At 41.0% G+C, this 21584-nt stretch carries 17 protein-coding genes and 1 tRNA gene; 6 read left to right on the forward strand and 12 right to left on the reverse strand.

Features of this window, described 5'->3' with window-relative positions:
- Positions 1-14 precede the first annotated feature (14 nt).
- From E4S40_RS01250 to E4S40_RS01275, 6 genes are all read right to left on the reverse strand, one after another.
- Positions 15-2225, reverse strand: a complete 2211-nt coding sequence (locus tag E4S40_RS01250) for an adenylate/guanylate cyclase domain-containing protein (RefSeq protein WP_135069685.1) — start codon at positions 2223-2225, stop codon at positions 15-17.
- A 174-nt stretch (positions 2226-2399) separates the two neighbouring features.
- Positions 2400-5363, reverse strand: coding sequence for a DNA polymerase III subunit alpha (locus E4S40_RS01255; protein ID WP_135069688.1), 2964 nt, complete (start codon positions 5361-5363; stop codon positions 2400-2402).
- Between the two features lie 528 nt (positions 5364-5891).
- Positions 5892-6056: a GIY-YIG nuclease family protein gene (locus E4S40_RS17205; RefSeq protein WP_237563100.1), complete on the reverse strand. Its 165-nt coding sequence runs from the start codon at positions 6054-6056 to the stop codon at positions 5892-5894.
- 114 nt (positions 6057-6170) lie between these two features.
- Positions 6171-6464, reverse strand: coding sequence for a GIY-YIG nuclease family protein (locus E4S40_RS01265; RefSeq protein ID WP_135069691.1), 294 nt, complete (start codon positions 6462-6464; stop codon positions 6171-6173).
- Positions 6465-6566: 102 nt separating this feature from the next.
- Positions 6567-6851: a GIY-YIG nuclease family protein gene (locus E4S40_RS01270; RefSeq protein WP_135069694.1), complete on the reverse strand. Its 285-nt coding sequence runs from the start codon at positions 6849-6851 to the stop codon at positions 6567-6569.
- Between the two features lie 49 nt (positions 6852-6900).
- A tRNA-Ile gene (locus E4S40_RS01275) sits at positions 6901-6974 on the reverse strand.
- Positions 6975-7445: 471 nt separating this feature from the next.
- Between E4S40_RS01275 and E4S40_RS01280 the strand changes: the two genes are divergently transcribed.
- Together E4S40_RS01280 and E4S40_RS01285 are read left to right on the forward strand one after the other, a co-directional pair.
- Positions 7446-8075: an HAD family hydrolase gene (locus tag E4S40_RS01280; protein WP_135069697.1), complete on the forward strand. Its 630-nt coding sequence runs from the start codon at positions 7446-7448 to the stop codon at positions 8073-8075.
- Positions 8068-9174, forward strand: a complete 1107-nt coding sequence (locus E4S40_RS01285) for a site-2 protease family protein (protein ID WP_135069700.1) — start codon at positions 8068-8070, stop codon at positions 9172-9174. The genes E4S40_RS01280 and E4S40_RS01285 overlap by 8 nt, the downstream gene beginning before the upstream one ends.
- A 38-nt stretch (positions 9175-9212) precedes the next feature.
- On the opposite strand, the gene E4S40_RS01290 is transcribed toward E4S40_RS01285, so the two are convergent.
- The 6 genes from E4S40_RS01290 to E4S40_RS01315 form a co-directional block, all read right to left on the reverse strand.
- Positions 9213-9509 (reverse strand): rhodanese-like domain-containing protein, encoded by a 297-nt coding sequence (locus E4S40_RS01290; RefSeq protein ID WP_135069703.1) that lies wholly within the window; start codon positions 9507-9509, stop codon positions 9213-9215.
- A 1-nt stretch (position 9510) separates the two neighbouring features.
- Complete coding sequence (locus tag E4S40_RS01295) at positions 9511-11337, reverse strand: T9SS type A sorting domain-containing protein (RefSeq protein WP_161971748.1); 1827 nt, start codon at positions 11335-11337, stop codon at positions 9511-9513.
- Positions 11338-11342: 5 nt separating this feature from the next.
- Complete coding sequence (locus E4S40_RS01300; RefSeq protein WP_317129201.1) at positions 11343-12017, reverse strand: PASTA domain-containing protein; 675 nt, start codon at positions 12015-12017, stop codon at positions 11343-11345.
- 204 nt (positions 12018-12221) lie between these two features.
- Positions 12222-15293 (reverse strand): M43 family zinc metalloprotease, encoded by a 3072-nt coding sequence (locus E4S40_RS01305; protein ID WP_135069712.1) that lies wholly within the window; start codon positions 15291-15293, stop codon positions 12222-12224.
- 13 nt (positions 15294-15306) lie between these two features.
- Positions 15307-15555 (reverse strand): NifU family protein, encoded by a 249-nt coding sequence (locus tag E4S40_RS01310; protein WP_135069715.1) that lies wholly within the window; start codon positions 15553-15555, stop codon positions 15307-15309.
- A 3-nt stretch (positions 15556-15558) separates the two neighbouring features.
- Positions 15559-16653, reverse strand: a complete 1095-nt coding sequence (locus E4S40_RS01315; RefSeq protein WP_135069717.1) for an Mrp/NBP35 family ATP-binding protein — start codon at positions 16651-16653, stop codon at positions 15559-15561.
- A 153-nt stretch (positions 16654-16806) separates the two neighbouring features.
- Between E4S40_RS01315 and dnaG the strand changes: the two genes are divergently transcribed.
- From dnaG to surE, 4 genes are all read left to right on the forward strand, one after another.
- Positions 16807-18747: a DNA primase gene (gene dnaG, locus E4S40_RS01320; RefSeq protein WP_135069720.1), complete on the forward strand. Its 1941-nt coding sequence runs from the start codon at positions 16807-16809 to the stop codon at positions 18745-18747.
- An 80-nt stretch (positions 18748-18827) separates the two neighbouring features.
- Positions 18828-20039: a bifunctional 3,4-dihydroxy-2-butanone-4-phosphate synthase/GTP cyclohydrolase II gene (locus tag E4S40_RS01325; protein ID WP_135069723.1), complete on the forward strand. Its 1212-nt coding sequence runs from the start codon at positions 18828-18830 to the stop codon at positions 20037-20039.
- A gap of 57 nt (positions 20040-20096) precedes the next feature.
- On the forward strand, positions 20097-20747 hold the full coding sequence (locus tag E4S40_RS01330) for a hypothetical protein (protein WP_135069726.1): 651 nt from the start codon (positions 20097-20099) through the stop codon (positions 20745-20747).
- A complete protein-coding gene (gene surE, locus E4S40_RS01335; RefSeq protein ID WP_135069729.1) occupies positions 20747-21526 on the forward strand; it encodes a 5'/3'-nucleotidase SurE in 780 nt (259 codons plus the stop codon). The genes E4S40_RS01330 and surE overlap by 1 nt, the downstream gene beginning before the upstream one ends.
- Positions 21527-21584: the final 58 nt, after the last annotated feature.

Consider the following 21584-nt stretch of genomic DNA (forward strand, 5'->3'; position numbering starts at 1 on the left):
AAATTTTGGAGGTTCTACCTACTCCGTTGCAGGTCATTAGACTCCAGTTCCTGGTTGGTTTTGATTCTTTCCTTATTGATTTTATTCAGGACGGAAAGGGTTCTTGGGTCTTTGAGGTAGTTCTTGAAGATAGGGTTGTTTAGAATATAAAAATCATCCCGGAGTCCTTTCTCTTCTGCTAACATAAGGTAATCCAGGGATTGTGACTGATTGCCTCTAATAGCCTCTAATTGGGCTAAGTCTAAGTACAAATTGAAATCGTCCCCAAATTCATCTACAGCATTTTCTCGAATCCGGATGGCCTGTTCCCAGGTTGATTTTGCTTTTTGGTAGTTTTTTTCATTCTGATAAATGAAGGAAAGCAAAATGGGAGAGGTGAAATACTCGTCTTGCTCGAATTCTGGAGTTTTTTCTGTGCTTTTTACCAATAACTCTTTAGCTGCATCCCAATCTTCAGAAAAGAAGGCAATGGTACCTGCAGTCGAAAAATCAAGGGCGGTTGTATCTTTTTTCCCAACAAAAAGGGAATCGATAAAACTCAAGGCTTGTGAAAGATTTCCTTTTTCTATTTCTATAAATGCTTTTTGTTCGATTGTTATTGGATCCTTTTGTACAGAATAAGAACGATCAAGCCAATCATTTGCCTCATCAAACTGATCCAAAACCCGATAAATCCATCCCGAAATCTGATAGGGGATAAAATTGGTTGGGTTGAGGGAAACAGATTTTTTTTGAAGTTGTAGTGCTTCGGTCAAATTTCCTGAGACAAAATAGACAGTGGCTAAATTTCCTATGGCAGAACTTAGATTTGGATTTAGAACCAAAGCTTTTTCAAAGGAAATCTTGGCGTATTCATTCTGTCCTCGATAATAATAGACATTGCCCTGAGACTTGAAGCCTTCCGCCAAATAAGGGTCAATTGCAAGTGCCTTGGCGCTCATTTCTAGGCTGGAATCCTGCCATTGATCACCTTCTCCAAAGTAATTTAACTGGGCATAACAATCCGCTAGACTCGCGTAAGCTAAAGCATAATTTGGATCTTCTTTCAACGCGGCTTTGAAATAATCGATCGCTTCCAATACAGATTGCTTATTGTAATTGGAGTACAATTCCCTTCCTTTCAAATGAAGCTCGTATGCTTCAAAACTACTTGTTTGTGTTTTGGATAATTGGCTTCTTTCTTCCGCACTCAGGCTGCTATTCAGTACTCGAGCTATTTCAGTAGCAATTTCTTCTTGAACCTTGAATATTTCCGTTACTTCCCGATTATAAGTTTCCGCCCATAGGTTCTTGTTTTCTTCCGGGTCTATCAGCTGTACATTAATTCGGATTTTGTCGCCCATCCATTGTACGCTACCTTTTAAAATAGTACTTACATCTAGGACTTTTGCAATGGAATCAAGAGGAGAATTAGAGTTTTTGAATTCCTGAACAGCATCCTCACTAATTACTTTAATGCTACCGATTTTTGAAACCTGACTAATGACATCCTCTGTAAGGCCTTCTGAAAAAAACTCTTGGTCAGGATTCTCAGAACTGTTTACAAAAGGTAAGATGGCGACAGATTTTTCCTTTTCCCAGATGGCATTGTTCCAAAAAACAGAATAGATAAGATACAGTAGGACAAATGCCGTAACTCCCAAAACCGCCCAGAATTTCCAAGGGTTTTTCTCTTGATATTGGATATTCTTAATTATCTCCGTTCGCTTTGGAACGGCCAATGGAGGGTTGGTTACGGCGAATAATTCAACCGGGTGATCGACATTTTTTAGTCGAAAAGGTCCCAAACGGCTAGTATGGAATTGCGAGTCGCTTGGAATATGATCTTTCACTTGCTCAGAAATGAGCATGCAGTTTGGAACTCCAATTCCTTGGATTCTAGCGGCGAGGTTTACCGCATCTCCAAAAACATCTCCTTTATCGAATATGATGTCCCCAAAATGAAGTCCAATGCGGATAGCCATATCCGGAATGAGACTTTGCTGCCGTTGAATCTCCAAACTTGCCGAAAGGGCCTCAGGGACCGTTTCGAACACCGCCAAAATCCCGTCTCCCAGTTCCTTGATGATTCGACCTCTATAGTTGGATAAGACTTCTTGATGGATTTGTAAGTTTTGGCGCATCAGCGCAAATGCCCGGTCTTCATCCTTGCCCATCAGGCGAGTATAGCCGACAATATCTGAAAAAAATACAACGGATTGCTTTCTACTATAATCTAGGCTCATTCTACAGGCTATGGATGGAGCAATATTCCTTAAAGATATAGGCTTTTGGTTTTTTCAAAAATTAGCCTTTGCTTTTTGTCCTTCGTTCGCCTTATCGGCTCACGCAGAATAATCCAATTTACCTTAATTTTTTACAATGGAGGGAAAAGTGGAGGTAAATTTTATGAAATGCTTCTAGTTTTCTCCTGCATTCCAATAAGCCATTCGTTCCAGTCGATTTACCTCGATGGAATAGAAACCGAACTCTTCTACGACTTTCCCCTCGATTCGGTAGATTGCCCGTCCCTTGAAAGGATGTTTTTTTACGACGGGTGGAAAGTGCACTGTATCGATCCAGTCCCCATCACGATCTAGAAAAGTCCCGAAGTTCATGACTTCGCCTTTGACGGTTCGGGTGTATTTTACGGTAACCAAATACCCTAGAATCATTACTTGTTTGCCTAGGTATTGGGATAGCTCTCGCGCCTTGATTCCTTGTATGCTTTGGTCTTTAACGAGATGAAAAGGGGAGTCCAGTGGGAATTCCAGAATATCAATTTGATCGAGAATATCCTGTCGGATATCCGTCTCATCCAAGTCAGGAACTTGTGGAGGTTTTTTGCCGAAGGTAATTTCTCCCGTTCGAAACAGCTCATTCGTACTAACAATGGCCTTTCGCTTATTTTGAAGAAAGTGTGCCTCCCAAAGGAGCTCCTGTTTGGTTTTGCCTGTAAAGCGAAAGCAAGTCATCCGTATCAAAATCAGTAATTGCTCCAAGCCAATCTCCACCCGGGAGACAAAGTCGGCCAAACCCAGAAAAGGCCCATTTGCGCGACGCTCCTTGAGTAGTTTTTCCACGGTTGCTTTTTCCAGATACTTCATGTGAATGAAGCCTAGAAAAACTGTCTTTCCGTTGATTCGGGTTAGGTATTCGCTTTCATTCAAGTGAGGAGCTTGAATGTCTGCACCGTTCATTCGGAGTTCGTGTACGTAAAACTCGGTATGATAAAATCCCCCGAAATTATTGATCACGCCTACCATGAATTCAAGAGGGAAGTAGGCTTTTAGATACAAACTCTGATAGCTTTCCACGGCAAAGGAAGCTGAATGTCCCTTGGCAAAAGAGTAGCCGGCGAAGCTTTCGATCTGATGCCAAACTTCGGCAGCGACTTTGTCTTCCCGGCCTAACTTTTTGCAGTTGTTGAAAAACTGGTTTTTTACCCGCTGAAATTCATCTTTAGAGCGAGACTTTCCACTCATGCCTCTCCGAAGTACATCTGCTTCAGCAAGACTCAAATCAGCAAAGTAGTGCGCCACTTTGATCACGTCTTCCTGGTAAACCATGATGCCATAGGTTTCCGGCATGATGTCAGCCATGACTGGATGAGCCTGTTTTCTACGCTCGGGATTGATATGGCGAAGAATATACTCCCGCATCATGCCTGAGCGCGCCACTCCAGGACGAATGATGGAGCTGGCAGCCACAAGTTCGAGGTAGGTATCTGCTTTCATCTTGGCCAATAGCATGCGCATAGCTGGAGATTCCACGTAGAAAGCGCCAATGGTATGGCCAGTTCGCAGATGCTCCTTGATTCTTGGATCTTTTTTGAATTTCTCCACTTCACGAATATCTACTTTCACCCCCTGGTTTTGGTAGATGATTTCGAGTGCTGACTTGATATGGCCTAGCCCCCGTTGGCTCAGGATGTCAAATTTGTGCAATCCAATATCCTCCGCTGTATGCATATCGATATGGGCTAAGGGAAAGCCTTTCGGAGGCATTTCTGTGGCCGTATAGTAATGGATGGATTTGTGAGAAATCAGGATTCCGCAGGCATGGATGGTCAAGTGGGAAGGCATGTCATGCAGAACTCTGGAATATTTGATAATCAATTTCCCAAATTGATCAGGTTGGTAGCCATCCTTGTCCGCATGATGGATTAGGGACTCGATATCGGTTTTAGGAAGTCCAAATACCTTTCCGAGTTCCCGAAGCATGGAATTGTACTGAAAAGTGCTGTAGGAGCCTAGTAGAGCGACGTGCTCTTCTTGTCCCTCGTTATATTTTCTAAAGATGTAATCCGTCACCTCATCCCGATCTGTCCAACTGAAGTCTATATCAAAATCAGGTGGGTTTTCCCGATAGAGATTGATGAATCGCTCAAAGTAAAGATCCAATTCTATCGGGTCCACGTCCGTGATTCCCAGACAATATGCCACGATGCTGTTGGCTCCGGATCCACGGCCTACATGATAAAAGTTGCGGTGCTGCGCAAAAGTCACGATATCATAGTTGATCAGGAAGTAGGAGACAAATCCCTTTTGCTGGATGAGTTCGTGTTCTTTGGTGATTCGTTCACTGATCTTTGGGCTGAGATCTGGATAGCGTCGAATAGCTCCTTTGAAGGTTTCCTGTCTCAGAAAGTCAAAATCCTCCCAGTCCGAACCCAAGATATCCCGTTTGTTTTTGACGGCCTGGAAATAGAAGGAAAACTGGCATTGTTCAAGTAGCTTTTGCGCATTCACCAAAAGGTAGCTATGGCTTTCACATCGAGCAATCAGGTCGGCATAGGAGTAAAGCTGATCTGTAGGATCGGCTTGTTCTTCGCTTGGAAGTTTGCTCAATAGGGTGTTCAGATCCATGCTTCGCAAAAGGCGATGTGCATTGAATTCTAGCTTGGAAGTAAAAGTAGCTGGCTGGAGAAGTACGAGTTTTTCCTTTTTTCGAATCCAAGGAGAGGTTGTCAGTCGGTTGAGTTGGTTGGGATGTACACCTAGGTATTCATTTCGCCGGAGAGGGAAATATTTTTCTGAAAAAGGGTAGATCACAAAAGCGTTTTCGAACTCTGGAGCTCGAGACTTAAACTCTCGCTTGTGGATCAGGTATTCGGATAGGTGTTTGTTGAGTTCAAAGAAGCCTTCCTGATTCCGAGCCAAGCCAATGTATTGTTGCTTTACGCCGTTACGGAAGTCAATCCCAATCACGGGATGGATACCGGCTTTTTGGGCTTCACGGATAAAAGGGAATACACCTGCGGTGCAGTTGATGTCCGTCAGGGCTAGGGCATCGAGTTTTTTGCCTTTCGCCTCAGCGACCAGCGCTTCCACAGACATCGTCCCATATTTGAAGCTGAAGTGAGAATGGCAGTTTAAGAACATACTGAAATACGAAGTATGAGCAAATGGAAATATTACCCTTGTTCGGTTTTTCCTGATACCAAATTTGATTTTGATGCTTTTTCGGAGAAAAGCTTAGAGTTTAAAATGTTAATTATTTAAACATTTTAATGTTTATAATTTAATCAAAAAGAATTCAGTCAGGCAAAAACTGTGTTGACTTTTCGGGGAAATTGTCGAGTAATTTTTGAAAAAAATGATTTTCAATGTAGGAGGAACTGAATCCAGAAATTGAAGAGAAAGTATAGCTCAGATTTTCTCAAAGCTAAAAAAATAAACCCCGAATACTAAGAGTAAACGGGGTTTTGTGGGCCCAGCTGGGCTCTCCCGACAAGTCGGGACAGCGACCTCCTGTCCCGATGAATCGGGAGAGTCAGAAGCTCAACCTTTAGTTTTTTGAATTAGATATTGAAGAAGCTCAGGTTCCTCTTTGAGTTTTCGTATGAATGCAGAACTTTTCATTTTTTTGATATAGAGTTCCATTCTTCTGGCATGAGAAAAGGAGTCAGCTTAGATGCTTAGGAATAATTCCCAATCAGAAGCCATAGCAGTATATCGATGCTTTCCGTATTGATTCGAATTATGTTTTTGAATCCTAGTTTCTAGGGATTCTTGAGTAATTCCAGTGTAAAATTTCCCCAAGAAGGGACTAAATAGGATGTAGCAAAAATTCATTTACACAATAAAAAAGAAAGGCTGGATTTTTCCAGCCTTTGTGGGCCCAGCTGGGCTCTCCCGACAAGTCGGGACAGCGACCTCCTGCCCCGATGAATCGGGGGAGTCAGAAGCTCAAGTTTTTGTTTTATGAATAAGGTTTAGAAGAAGCTCAGGATCTTCTTTGAGTTTTCGTATGAATGCAGAACTTTTCATTTTTTTGATATAGAGTTCCATTCTTCTGGCATGAGAAAAGGAGTCAGCTTGGATGCTTAGGAATAATTCCCAATCAGAAGCTATAGCAGTATATCGATGCTTTCCGTATTGATTCGAATTATGTTTTTGAATCCTAGTTTCTAGGGATTCTTGAGTAATTCCAGTGTAAAATTTCCCCAAGAAGGGACTAAATAGGATGTAGCAAAAATTCATTTACACAATAAAAAAGAAAGGCTGGATTTTTCCAGCCTTTGTGGGCCCAGCTGGGCTCGAACCAGCGACCTCCTGCCCCGATGAATCGGGGGAGTCAGAAGCTCAAGTTTTTGTTTTATGAATAAGGTTTAGAAGAAGCTCAGGATCTTCTTTGAGTTTTCGTATGAATGCAGAACTTTTCATTTTTTTGATATAGAGTTCCATTCTTCTGGCATGAGAAAAGGAGTCAGCTTGGATGCTTAGGAATAATTCCCAATCAGAAGCTATAGCAGTATATCGATGCTTTCCGTATTGATTCGAATTATGTTTTTGAATCCTAGTTTCTAGGGATTCTTGAGTAATTCCAGTGTAAAATTTCCCCAAGGAGGGACTAAATAGGATTAGCAAAAATTCATTTACACAATAAAAAAGAAAGGCTGGATTTTTCCAGCCTTTGTGGGCCCAGCTGGGCTCGAACCAGCGACCTCCTGATTATGAGTCAGAAGCTCTAACCAACTGAGCTATAGGCCCATTACTATTTTATGTTTTTAGCGACCTCCTGTCCCGATGAATCGGGAGAGTCAGAAGCTCTAACCACTGAGTCCCGATCGTTATCGGGAGCCCATTACTATTTTATGTTTTTAGCGACCTCCTGTCCCGATGAATCGGGAGAGTCAGAAGCTCTAACCACCGAGTCCCGATCGTTATCGGGAGCCCATTAATACTTTATATTTCCAGCGACCTCCTGTCCCGATTTGTCGGGAGAGTCAGAAGTTCTAACCAACGAGTCCCAATCGTTATCGGGAGCCCATTAATACTTTATATTTCCAGCGACCTCCTGTCCCGATTTGTCGGGAGAGTCAGAAGCTCTAACCAACGAGTCCCGATCTTTATCGGGAGTTATGTGATAAACCTCATTTAAATGAAGCTATTCACATTTAATCTTGGTTTTGGGACTGCAATGTTACATATTTGAAAGGATATTCACAACCAAACCACTGGATGAAAAAAACACCTGATGCAGACTTTTTGATCTTTGATTTAGGGAATGTTATCATCGATATTGACTACGATCGATCTCTATCCCTTATCAGTCAGCATCTTCCATCCGAATTACATCATTTATTGGGTGATTTCTACAAGACAGACTTTCATAAAAAATATGAAAGAGGGCAGATAGATTCATCCTCATTTCGAGATGAGGTACGAACTTATTTTCAGCAGGAATGGCCAGATGAGCAGGTGGATTTCTTCTGGAACTCACTTCTTGGTACGATTCCACCTGAGCGTCTAGAATTGGTAAAAAAAGTCAGACAACAATATCAAGTGGGAGTCCTTAGCAATACGAATATGATTCATATTCATGCAGTTAATGATATTTTGATGCGCGACCATGGGCTGGCTAATTTTGATCCTGTTTTTGACTGGGTTTTTCTAAGTCATGAGATGGGACTTGCCAAGCCTCAAGCTGAAATCTATGAAAAGATGCTTACCGATTTAGGTACTGCACCGGAACGCGTTGTGTTTTTTGATGATTTGAAAGAAAATGTCGAAGGAGCTGCTGCACTTGGAATACAGGCTGTTCACGTTACAGGCCCTCAGGTTATTTTTGATTATTTGAAGCATGTATAGTCCCAAAGAGTATCTAAAGCACGGACTTTTTTTCATTTTAACCATCCTTGCAGCAACATTAGCAGGAGGAGAATGGGTCTATGGTAAATCCATCATGGTTTCGGGAGAAAATGCCTTGACCTGGGAATATTTTCTTAAATCATTAGCATACTCTATTCCATTTATTGGAATCCTGTTGGTTCATGAATTGGGGCACTTATTCACTTCCATCCACCATAAGGTAAAATGCACTTTGCCTTTTTTCATTCCAGCTTGGTTTGGCTTTCTTGGAGCTCCTTCTATCGGAACGTTGGGAGCAATTATCCGAATGAAAGGCTTTGTAAATTCCAGAAAGAAGTTTTTTGATATTGGTGTGGCTGGACCCTTGGCTGGATTTGTAGTTGCATTGGGAGTTTTAATCTATGGTTTTACTAATCTTCCTCCCACAGACTATATCTATGAAATTCATCCTGAGTACGCAGATCCCACTTTTGAAGGTTATGAAGATGCTATTGATTTTGAGCTGGGACAGAATCTCCTTTTTTGGACGATGAGCAAAACTATAGCAGACCCTGAGCGAATGCCAGAGATGTCGGAATTGATCCATTATCCTTTCTTATTTGCAGGGTACCTGGCTTTGTTTTTTACTGCATTGAATTTACTGCCAATAGGGCAATTAGATGGGGGACATGTGATTTTCGGGCTTTTCCCGAAACATCATCGACAGATTTCATTGGTGACCTTTACCGCGTTTTTAATGTATGCTGGTTTGGGAATTATCAGTCCTTATCACCCTGGAAATGAGTTGATTTTCAGAATTCCTCTTTATGTAGGCTTCCTTTATATCAGTTATCATAAGTCAGGTCTTTCAGTACAAAACAAGTTGACCTTAGCTTTGGGAATAGCTGCGGCTCAGTACGCTTTGGTCTTTTTTCAACCAACTTGGCAGGGATACCAAGGATGGTTATTGTTTGCCTTTTTGTTGGGAAGGGTGATGGGAATAAGGCACCCTGAAGTATCTGGCTACAAACCGTTGGATTCTAAAAGAAAATTAATCGGATGGCTGGCAATCTTAATTTTTGCGCTTTGCTTTTCGCCACAGCCATTTATTTTCAAATAAAAAAACCCGGATTTACCCGGGTTTCTTGAGTGTTGTTCTTATAAATCTCGATAAGCAATGATACCTCCTAAAACGTTTCGGACCTTTTCGTAGCCCTTACTTTCCAGAAATTTTTTTGCGTTTCCGCTTCTGGCACCACTTCTACAGTGAATGATGATTTCTTGGTCTTTTTTATCCTCCAACTCATCTAATCGATGGGGGAGTTCGCCTAATGGAATATTGATTGCTCCAAGATTATCATCATCATATTCCCATTCTTCGCGGACGTCAAGAAAGACGAACTTGTCTCCCTTTTCCAGTCGCTCTTTGAGTTCTTTTACGTTGATATCTTCCATTTTATTTGACTAAGATTCGAATTGATTTCGGCCCTTGAGGAGTAATGACGTTAATGATATAGATCCCTGGGATTTGTTTGATAAAGTTAATGATTTCTCCTTGAGCATCTTTGATTCGCTCCGGGAAAATCTCTCTTCCAAAGGAATCAAAAATTCGAAGCTCTTGGAAGTTGCCTTGAATGTGAAGATTACTCTCGACTGGATTTGGGAAATAACGTAAGTTTTCCGGACTAATTTCTAATTCTTCAAAAGGCGGAGCCAAACTTACATGCGGACGAATGATCAAGGAACCTCTTACCTCTTCATTCTGTGCCCAAGCTCCATTGATATTGTAATATATCTTTTCTGCCTGATCATTTTCTTTACTCAAACCTACGTACAAAAAATCGTTGCTGAATTGGGCAAAACCCACAAAAAATTCTCCTTGGACCCGAATATTTGTATCAATTGGAAAGAAAATCAAATCCTTACTTGCTTCTTTTAGTGGAATCAACGTCTCTTTTCTATAGATAGGAGTAGCTTCTAAATCATTCCAGATTAGAATATCTATTGGTTGATCAGCTTGTGCCGGGTTGGTAAAATCAATTGAAATTCCCGTTAAGAAAATGGGTTGATCCACCTCATATTTCACAGCCAGCATTCCGGATCGTTGATTGATTCCAGCTGAATAATCTGCGCTTCCTACATCATAAGCAAAGTAATCTCGAACTGGGAAAAAAGTTCGGACAGTATCATTTATTCGATAATCAATACTCTCGAAAATGGTGGTGTCACCCTGAGAAATTTCAAAATAGTTTTTGTCGCCTGTTGTTAAATAAGTTAGGATTTCAAGGTCTGTTTGTTGATTGATTTCAGGCAAATTGTTTATTGAATTACTCTCGAAAACTCTTCTTTCCCGTGCATTTGGAACAGGATTAAATGGGGTATTGAGATTTACTGTGGAACTGTTTCCCGATTCTTCTGAAAGCAAAATGGAATATTCCATTGCCCGAAATCTGTTTTCCAGATTGTTAAATTCATTTGCAATCGGAAGTAATTCGTCAGAACTTAATTCAGAATAAAATTCCAATGGAATGGCCGCATAATCTCCAGCAAAAAGGTAATTGTTTCTCGTTAATGCCCTGTCCAGATAAAATAGATCTTCAAAATCTCGGTCTGAATTAAAATAGACATAATCTACTAGCCAAGTGTCAAATGGTCCCGAAAGCCTTCCTTGATTTACAAATCGAAATCGGAAATCAGAGTGAAAAAATTCGGAAGGGACAGACACAATCTCCTGAGTAAAATTTTCGCGATCTCTATCCGGCCCGCCATTCATTTGCCAAATCCTAGTCCAAACACTATCTGCTGATAAAAACTCCAAGGTCAAAGCATCACCTTCATCTGGCATTTCTGCCTTTCCACCCGCTTGCCAAAAAAAGCTCAGAAAGGTACTTTCTCGTTGATTGCTGGGAACAGCAGATAAGTCAATCGCTTTTGATGTGAGGTAATCACCCGCTCCTTGCTCGCGGATTTGTCTGGAATAGGGACGACCTGTTTCATCTACTCCATCTAAGACTATCACGCCAAAAGATGGAGGATGATTTCCCATAGTGGTACTGTAGGTGCTTCCTGAGAAGTCCCATTTTAAGGTATCCATTCCCCCTGAAAAATCATCCCAGAGTGGGAGTTGGTTTTGAATAGCTAGTCGATTGTTTAATTCAGCTTTTGATTGATTTTTAAATTGGATTTTGGGTATTGGGCCAAATTCCACCACCTGAGCTTTGACCTGAAAAGAAAATAAGGTCAAAAGAACGCTCCAAAAAAATATGTGGGGACGTTTTCCCATTATCATTAATTTTCTTTAGCCGATATCCAAAGGTCAATCATCTCGCCTGTTTTTACTTGGGTTTCTGAAGGAGGCGCCTGTCTGAAAACAAAACCTGGCGGTACCGTGTCGTTTTTAAAATATAACTTTTCACCCATTCGTAAACCAGAGCCCAAAATCAGGAATTCTGCATCGATTTCATCCATTCCAACGAAATTCGGAACACTTAAGATTTGATTCCCTAAACCATCACCTACGACTAGGTCAATCTTTTCACCTTTTGGAATTTCAAACCCTTCGGTTACAGTCCTACCCTGGTATTGCTGTTCGAGAACTACGTTGATTCCAATATCAGGTACATAGATGATTTCGCCTCTTTCGAGTCCCAAATTTGCCAAGATTTCCTGCACATTTTTCAATGGCATATTCACCAAGTTTGGAAGCTTGATCATAGGTGCATTTCTGGCATTCAAAGTCAAATAGATTTTTCTTCCATTTTTCACCTGTTCGCTAGCAGGAGGGATTTGTTTCAATACAGCCAAAGCTTTTTCATCGGTACTATATCCAGAATCCAAAGAGACCTCATAATTCAACCCGGACTTTTCCAGAATATTGATAGCTTCATCAAAAGTGTAGCCTGAAAGATCTGGTACTGAAACTGTTTCTCCATGGTTTGTATAAGCTGGGAGGTAGATTTTCAAAAAAACAAATCCCAGAAGGAGTGAGGCTCCGAAAATTAACAAGAGGTTTATTAGAATCTTTTTCAAGGAATTGAGTGTCTATTTTGACTTTTAATAGATTGATAAAGATAATCGGGAATTTCATTCTCGACAAAGATGGCTGCCTTAGCCAGGCATTTTTTGGCAAAAAATAAGCCGAATTACTTAATTCGGCTCGATTTTAAATTATTTAATAAATACCCGTTGAATTTCATTCAGAGAAGGACTGATCATTCTTACTAAATACAGCCCCGGTGAGAAGATTTCTCTAGGGAAAGTGTAGGTCTGGTTTAAAGTCTGTGCATAATTAACCTGATGAACAACCGAACCAGTTGAAGAGATAATCTGAATGGTGACATTTTCATATTGCGGTAAATTGAACGCAATATTGAAATAGGCAGTCGCCGGATTTGGATAAATCAATACCTCCCCATCTCCTGGAATAACTGGGTTTGGATTTGCACTGAGGAAAAGCTCCAAATTATCCAGATAAATCGGTGAATTTTCTCCCTCGCCAACAGTCAAGACTGCTGCTAGGCGAACTTCATTCTTACGTTCTCCTGCAAAATCTGTTAGGTTAACATAAACCCTTTCATAGTCTTGGGGATTATTCGGGTTCGCAATTCCAGAAACTGTCGAAAGTTCAGCACCTATTGCTTCCCATACCACCTCGTAACTATCTCCTGCATCATCACTTGCCAAAATTTCAAGCTTGGTTCCTTCTGCAACTGTTCCTACTGCATAATCAAAAAACAAGGATGCTTGTGTATTCTTAGCGAGATCAAATATCGGAGTACCTAGCCAATAAGATCTATTGGTAAGAGGATTTTCTACTGCGCTGGCATTTCCCGGCCTAGATCCTGCCACAGGAACCGAAGTCCAAGAGCCAGTATCGTTTTCAGGATTGATACTTTGCCATGGCTCAATGTTGGTAGAAACATTGAAGTTCTGTCGCCATGGCACCAAACTGCGTTCTGTATTTTCAATCACATAGCGACGGAGTTCGCTCTCATTCCCCCCATTTTGGTCAAAGTTAGGAAGGATAACTCCGTAGTCTAATCTGTTTTTTCCATCTCTGGTGCTGTTTCCGCCCGTAAGCGTGAATGTTTCCCCTGGAGCCACCGGATTTCCGCTTGCTAAGAATGCCTGTTGGCTACCGCCATTTACACTTTTTACAAACACAAAATTGGAAACTGGAAGGTTGCCTGTATTGGTTACTTCAATTCTTTCATTTTGATATCTTCCATCAGAAATTGGAAGCGGAGCGATCAATTCCTCCATCTTTAAACTGTATCGGAATTCTTCCTCCTGCAAAACGCGGATATTCTTCAAATAAATATTGTTTCCGAAGGCATTTAGGTTGATGAATGCAATCCGAATTCTGCCTAAATCTGCAAATGGTTGAAGATTAACCAATTCAGTTCGGAATTGGTCAGCATTTGTAGGAATAAATTCATTGAGGGTAGCAGCAGATGTGGATAAGGAAGTTCCTGATTTTTGATAGGTAGCCTCTGGAATATTAAATGTATTACCGCAATCAGCTGAAATAGCGACAATCAAATCGTCCTGAAATCCTTGTTGATTGTATGGAGCATGAGCCATTTCGAAAACCAATTGAGCATTTGGATTTTCACTTAGGTCTATTACTGGAGAAATAAAATAATCCAATTCTCCGGAAGCATCATACTCATAGTTTCTGATGTAGATCAAATCCTCTTGCTGTTCAGAAATGCTAAGTTGGGTCGTTTCCCAAGTAAAGGAATCATCTGGATTTTTAATTGTCCAAGAGTTTGGGATATTACTCAAATCCAAACTTAAAGGAAGACTGACAGCTACTTGGACAATAGGATTTGAAATAAGCTTATTGTTCTCTGGATTTTCATCTGATGAATTATTCACTTGAACAATTTCAAATTCTACCTCATTTTCAGAACCGACTAATTCGAATGAATCAAAGGAAATCTCTGAAGTTTCACCTGTTTCAAGGTTCAAAGTAAAGTTCTTAGCTTGAATAGTAGTTCCATTCAAGGACAAACTGACTCGAGCGCTGCTCACTGCCTCTAATCCTGCATTTTTAATCTGAGCTTTAGGATTTACCACTGCATCGCAAGTGAAATCTGCCGGTTCGATAATTCTTGTTATTGCTAAATCCCGATCAAAAAGAGCTGGTTCTTCTGTTGCCCGGTTATTAATCAAAGTTGTTCTTCGAGGACTATTTGCCAAAACCACATCAAACCGCTCCACCTGACCGAGGGTGAATAAATTCATACAGGCATCGGGGGTGTAATCCATGAAATTTTGGATCATATCATTGGAGTCGCAGCTGAATCTCGTTGGATTTGCATTACAAATAGAGTTAGAGTTGTCTTGAAGAGGGGTGTCCTCCACAAAATCATCTACGCCACACCCTCCGTCACCCCAGATATGTCTCAATCCAAAGTAATGTCCTACCTCATGCGTTGCAGTCCTCCCTAATGAGGCTGAAATTGCATTTCCTCCTGTACCAAAGAACCGATAATCAATTGTCACACCATCAATAATTGCTGGAGTGGGGGAGAAGTTAAGTCCAGGAAGATCTGATATGGGAAAAGATGCATATCCAATGTAAGGTTGAGTCAAAGGAACTACCCAAATGTTGAGATATTCCTCTGGGTTCCACTGTGTGAGTTGGCCGATGATTGTAGCATCATCTGGCAGGTATGAATTGTTCGGCCCCTCTATTCGAACCACTCCATTGGTAGGTAAACCATCCGGATCTTGTTTTGCCAAAACGAATTCAATATTGGCTGAAGCAGCTACAGGCAAAAACTCTGCGGGAGTTCTATCCGCATCCGGATTCATTCGGTTGAAGTCCTCGTTTAGAATCCGAATCTGATTTTCAATTTGAGAAAAGGGAATATTGGCACCTTCTCCCACCGGAGTACCATTGTGAATCACATGCACAACAACTGGAATTAGCCTTTTCTCTTCTTGAGTCTTAGCTAAAATTTGAGGCTGGTTTCGCTGCGCTTCGATTTTTTGATCAATCCAATCTTCAAAAAAATCTCGCGTACCAAAATACCCCATCTCTTTTACGAGGAGTTGCTCGATGGCTCCATGCCCACATTTCTCATTGTGCTCATGGTTAGTTCTCGATGCACTATTTTGAAATTGATCGAGCGGTGAAATAGTAAACTGCTGACCAAAGGCCTCATTCAAAGAAAAAATTGCTCCAAAAAGGAGCAGGAAAGCCTTCGAAAAAAAGGGTATTCTATTCATTAAATACTGTTGATTAAGCCACTGTAAGATTGACGGCCTCCACTCTGACGATTTTCGGAATGGCTCGTTTGATGGCTTCTTCTACTCCTGCTTTCAATGTCATAGAAGACATGGGACAAGAACTGCATGATCCAGTCATCTCGATTTTGAGCACCATATCGTCGGTCAGCTCGACAATCCTTACATTTCCGCCATCTGCCTCCAAATATGGCCGGATAGCATCCAGAGCAAATTCAATTTGTTCTCTTAATTCTGCTTGCATTGTTTATGCTTTTATTTCTACGATTTCAGTTTTTTGTTGAGAAGCATTTCGGATCGCCACTTGACGAGCTACTGCTTCTGCTAATTCCGTATACGCTTGTTTGGTTATTCCGTTTTTGAAAACCGCTGGATAACCAGTGTCTCCACTTTCCCGGATACTTTGAACGATCGGAATTTCGCCCAAGAATGGAACCTGATATTTTTCAGCCAAACGTTTTCCGCCTTCTTTACCGAATAGATAATACTTATTATCAGGTAATTCTTCCGGTGTAAAGTAAGCCATATTTTCTACAACACCTAGAACGGGAACATTAATTTGTGGCTGTTTGAACATGGTGAGACCCTTTGTAGCATCAGCTAAGGCTACTTTTTGAGGTGTGGTTACAATTACAGCGCCTGTTACTGGTACAGTTTGTACCATAGTCAAGTGAATATCAGATGTACCCGGAGGTAAGTCTATCAAAAGGTAGTCCAATTCTCCCCATTCCACGTCTGAAATGAATTGGCGCAAGGCAGAACTTGCCATCGGACCTCTCCACACTACCGCAGATTCGGCTGGAGTCAGGAATCCAATTGACATCAGTTTTACTCCATATTGATTGATAGGAATAATGACATTTTTTTCTCCCACCTTTTTGACCGCGGGCTGCTCAGCTTCCACATTAAACATAGTCGGAATGGAAGGTCCTGAAATATCTGCGTCAATCAAACCAACTTTAGCCCCTGTTTCAGCAAGTGCAACTGCTAGATTCACTGAAGTGGTGGATTTTCCTACCCCGCCTTTTCCTGAGGCAATCGCAATGATATTTTTCACCTGAGGAAGGATAGGGGTAGCATCCCGCACCGTGGTTACCTGAGAAGTCATGGTAAGATCCCATTCAAACCCAGTTCCAAAGTCTTCTTCCAAGGCTTCAATGCAGTTATTTTTGATTACCTCTTTTAATGGACAAGCCGGGGTAGTCAAAACAACTTTGAAACTTACTTTTTGACCCTCAATCTGAATATTTTGAATCATTCCCAAGCTTACCAAATCTCGTTTAAGATCTGGATCTTGGACTCGGGAAAGAGTTTTTAATATAGCTTCTTTAGAAAGTTGCATGAATTTGTAATTTGCTCGCAAGATAGTTTCTAGAAATGTCTTTCTAAAAGCTACTGGCAATTTATCGAAGATTAAACTCACTACTTTGGCAAATAGTTCTTCGAAATAGCCATCAAATCAAAGCTCAGGCTTAACTTTGTTCCTAATCAAACTATGGCAGTCAGCAAGCATACAACAGACAAAGTCAAAGACCGGATGGACATTGAGGAGGTTATCTCCGATTATGTTCCATTGAAAAAAAAGGGGCAAAACCTTTGGGCTTGCTGTCCATTCCACGGCGAAAAAACGCCATCTTTTTCTGTATCCCCTGCTAAGCAAATCTATAAGTGCTTTGGTTGCGGTAAAGCTGGAGATCCCATTCAATTCATTATGGATATTGAGGGGATTGGTTTCCAAGAAGCTATCCGTCACCTCGCTGGTAAATATGGGATTGAGGTAGAAGAGGACGAAACCCAAACTCCGGAACAGGAACAAGCCCAAAATGAACGGGAAAGTTTGTTGATTGCTTTGGGGTTTGCCCGGGATTTTTTTGTCAAAAACCTTCAAACCGATGAAGGTAAATCTATTGGGTTGAGCTATTTCAAGGAAAGAGGCTTTACTCCAGCGATTATCGAAAAATTCGATTTGGGATATGCGCTAGAAGGTTGGGATAATTTGCTCAATTCAGCAAAAAAGGCAGGTTTTCAAGAAGATGTTCTCTTGAAGGCCGGGCTTATTTTAGAAAAAGAAGGGGATCCTTCCCGAAGGTATGATCGGTTTCGGAATCGAGTCATTTTCACTATCCATAACATCAGTGGAAAGCCAATTGCGTTTGGCGCACGGATCCTGACTAAGGATAAAAATCAACCCAAATATATCAACTCCCCTGAAACACCTGTCTATCATAAGAGTGATGTCTTGTACGGGATGTTTCAGGCTAAAAAAGCTATTCGAGAAAAGGATAATTGCTATTTGGTAGAGGGGTATACGGATGTAATTTCCATGCACCTTTCGGGAATTGAGAATGTGGTTGCATCCTCTGGGACTTCCCTTACAGAAGGTCAAATCAAATTGATCAAACGATTTACAGATCAGGTTACTGTTTTGTATGATGGAGATGCGGCAGGAATCAAAGCCTCTCTGCGTGGGATAGATTTGTTGTTGGAGGGAGGACTTACTGTCAAGGCGGTGGTGTTTCCTGATGGAGAGGACCCGGATAGTTATTCCAGAAAAGTGGGTTCTCAAGCTTTTCAAAACTACCTGCAAGAAAATGCCAAGGATTTCATTGGCTTTAAAATTAACCTTTACAAGGATGAATTTCAGCGTGATCCAATTCGAAAAGCTGAGGTTATCCGTGAGGTTGTTCAGAGCATAGCTAAAATCCCAGATCCAATTATTCGATCTGTCTACGCAAAAGAAGCCTCTGGGTTTTTGGATATCGAAGAAGGTATCGTCTATGCCGAGGTAAATAAAATCCTGCTAAAGAATCAACGGGATCAATTTAGAAAGATCCAAGAAACTCCTTTGGAAGCAGCTCCGATTGAGGAGTTTTTTCCAGTTGAAAAAGAAGGATTTTCTGTTTCAGAAGCTCTAAGACTGCAAGAGCGTGAATTAATCCGTCTTTTGTTGAATTATGGGTTGCAACAATTGGGAGACGAGGAATTGAATCTTTGTCAGTATTTGCTTTCCGAAACTGAAGAGCTAGCATTTGAAAACCCTCTTTATGCCAAAATTTTGAAAATGTTTCGGGAGAATCTCAATAAAGGGGTGATCGTGGATTCAGATTATTTTTTGGGTATTCAAGATCGGGAAATTCGAGATGAAGTGATTGATTTGATTACCCCCAGGAGGGAGGCTTCTGTACATTGGACTGAGAAATTTCAAATCCTAATTCCTAGAGAAGATGATGATTTGACCTTGACGAGTTACAAATCTATTCTTCGCTTAAAACGAAAATTTGTCCGTAGAATGATGGAAGAAGCTATTCAGAAAATCAAAAATGCGGAAGTTGAAAAATTGTCCGACGATCAGATCATCGAGCTTCAAGAAATATTTTTAGGATTGAAGCAGGTACAGATGGATATTGACCGGGAACTCGGAATTGTTATTGGATAATACCAAACTTTATTTGGTACTGTCCTGTTTTAGAATCGAAAGCAGTTAAATTTGTCCTTTAAATCGACTTGCAAAAATCTGTGGAAAAATACCAATTGGACTCCATTGAAGAGGCCATCGAAGCTATAAAAGAAGGAAAAGTCATCATCGTTGTGGATGATGAAGACCGTGAAAATGAAGGAGACTTTGTCTGTGCAGCAGAAAAAGTAACTCCTGAAATCATCAATTTTATGGCAAAACATGGGCGGGGCCTTATTTGCGCGCCTCTTGTGGAGGACCGCTGTGAGGAATTAGGCCTAGAATTGATGGTGGGTCAAAATACCGCTGCTTTTGAGACTCCATTCACGGTTTCTGTTGACCTTATTGGTCATGGATGTACTACGGGGATTTCGGCTTCTGATCGCTCAAAAACCATAATGGCCTTGGTGGATGAGAATATTGATCCATCCGAATTGGGTAAGCCAGGACATATTTTTCCTTTAAAAGCTAAAAGAGGTGGTGTCCTTCGTAGAGCAGGACATACGGAGGCAGCGATTGATTTCGCAAGACTTGCAGGGATGAAACCAGCTGGAGTTTTGGTTGAAATCATGAATGAAGATGGAACCATGGCTCGACTTCCAGATTTGGTTGAAGTGGCTAAGCGTTTTGACCTGAAGTTGGTTTCAATAAAGGACTTAATTGCTTATCGATTGAAGCATGAATCCTTAATTAAGCGAGAAATTGGTGTCGATATGCCTACCCAATATGGGGATTTTGACCTGATTGCTTTCCGACAAATCAACACTAATGAAATTCATTTGGCCTTGATTAAAGGTACTTGGGAGAAAGATGAGCCTATTTTGGTACGCGTTCATTCTTCCTGTGTGACAGGTGATATTTTCGGTAGTTGCCGCTGTGATTGTGGTCCTCAACTTCATGCTGCCATGGAAATGGTGGAGAAGGAAGGAAAAGGATTGATTCTCTACATGAATCAAGAAGGCCGCGGAATTGGCCTGATCAATAAGTTGAAAGCTTACAAATTGCAAGAAGAGGGGATGGATACTGTTCAGGCAAATCTGGCTTTGGGCCTTCCTATGGATAGCCGTGATTATGGGGTCGGAGCTCAAATTTTGAGAGATCTTGGAGTAGGAAAAATCCGCCTGATTTCCAATAATCCACAGAAAAGGGTAGGGCTAATCGGTTATGGATTAGAGATCGTAGAGCAGGTTCCAATTGAGATTGCACCAAATCCTCATAATGAGCGTTACTTGAAAACGAAACGCGATAAAATGGGGCATAACATTCTTAAATAGTACTAAATTCAGGAAACTGGATTAAACAGAGTAAATAAAATTATCGTATCAATTGATATGAAAAATAGCATCAAACTTTCCATTTTGACGATTGGGATTTGGCTCTTGGGTCTGGGTATGGCTCTAGCCCAAGATAAATTTCCATCCCAAATTTGGCATAAGGGGAATATTTACGATACCGAAGGTCAGGCTTTTTCGGGCCTTGTAAAATATGACCTTGATAATAATCTGGTCCAATTACAAAATGAGACCATCATAACCTTCACTGCTTCCAATGTAGCTTACTTTGAAATTTACGATGAGCTTTATGGAGGAATAAGAAAGTTTTACAGTTTGCCCTATTCCTTGAATGGAGATTATGAAACTCCTGTATTTTTCGAAGTTCTCACTGAAGGAAAGGATATTGCGCTTCTTTGCAGGGAATATATAGCGACTGATTCTCGAAATATGGGAGCATGGGGTCCTGTAGGTATGAACCCATTTTGGGGGCCTCAGACCATGATGGGTTATAGACTGGCCTTCAATTATTATTTTTTCAAAGACAATCAAATCCAGCGATACAGCTTAAAAAAGAAGGATTTGTATGATATGCTTCCGGGCTATGATGATGAAATCAGTCTTTTTATGCGTAAAAATCGCCTGGAGCATGATAAGCGAGGAGACTTACTTCGAATTACAGCCTATTACAACGAACTCAGCAAAAACTAATGTCAAAGCCTCTAATTCTCGTCTCGAACGATGACGGGATCACCTCAAAAGGAATCCGAGTTTTAGTAGAAGTCATGAAAAAATTGGGGGAAGTTGTGGTGGTCGCACCCGATAGTCCTCAATCTGGAATGGGACACGCCATTACCATAGGAGAAACGCTCCGATTATACGACGAAGATATTTTTGAGGGAGTTTTAGCTTACAAATCAAGTGGTACTCCTGCAGATTGCGTGAAGCTTGCTAAGCACTATGTATTGAAAGATCGGACTCCTGATTTGGTTGTTAGTGGCATTAACCATGGGTCAAATACCTCCATTTCTGTTTTGTATTCAGGAACTATGTCTGCGGCTATTGAAGGAGCCTTAGAGGGATATCCTTCTATTGGATTTAGCCTTTGCGATTATTCTTCAAAGGCCGATTTTTCTCACGTGGAGGAGTGGGTAGAGAAAATAGCTAGGCAGGTTTTGGAGCGAGGAATATCAAGAGGCGTTGCATTAAACGTGAATTTTCCACCAAAAAGAAATGAAGCTATCAAAGGAGTGAAGGTTTGCCGTCAAGCAGATGCGAAATGGCAGGAGGAGTTTTCCGAGCGTTTTGACCCAACAGGAAGGAAATATTTCTGGATGGCTGGCAACTTTGTCAATTTTGATAAAGGAGAAGATAATGATGAATGGGCTATTGCTAATAATTACATTTCTATTGTGCCCTGCCAATATGATTTGACAGCCCATCATGCCATTTCTCAAATGAATAAAGAATGGGATTGGAGTCAATTTTAATTTAGATTTTTGTTTAGGAATTTTTAAATCAGCACGGCATTTAGGCTGATAATCTTTA

The organism is Algoriphagus kandeliae (assembly GCF_004571135.1).
In the GTDB taxonomy this organism is placed as follows: domain Bacteria; phylum Bacteroidota; class Bacteroidia; order Cytophagales; family Cyclobacteriaceae; genus Algoriphagus; species Algoriphagus kandeliae.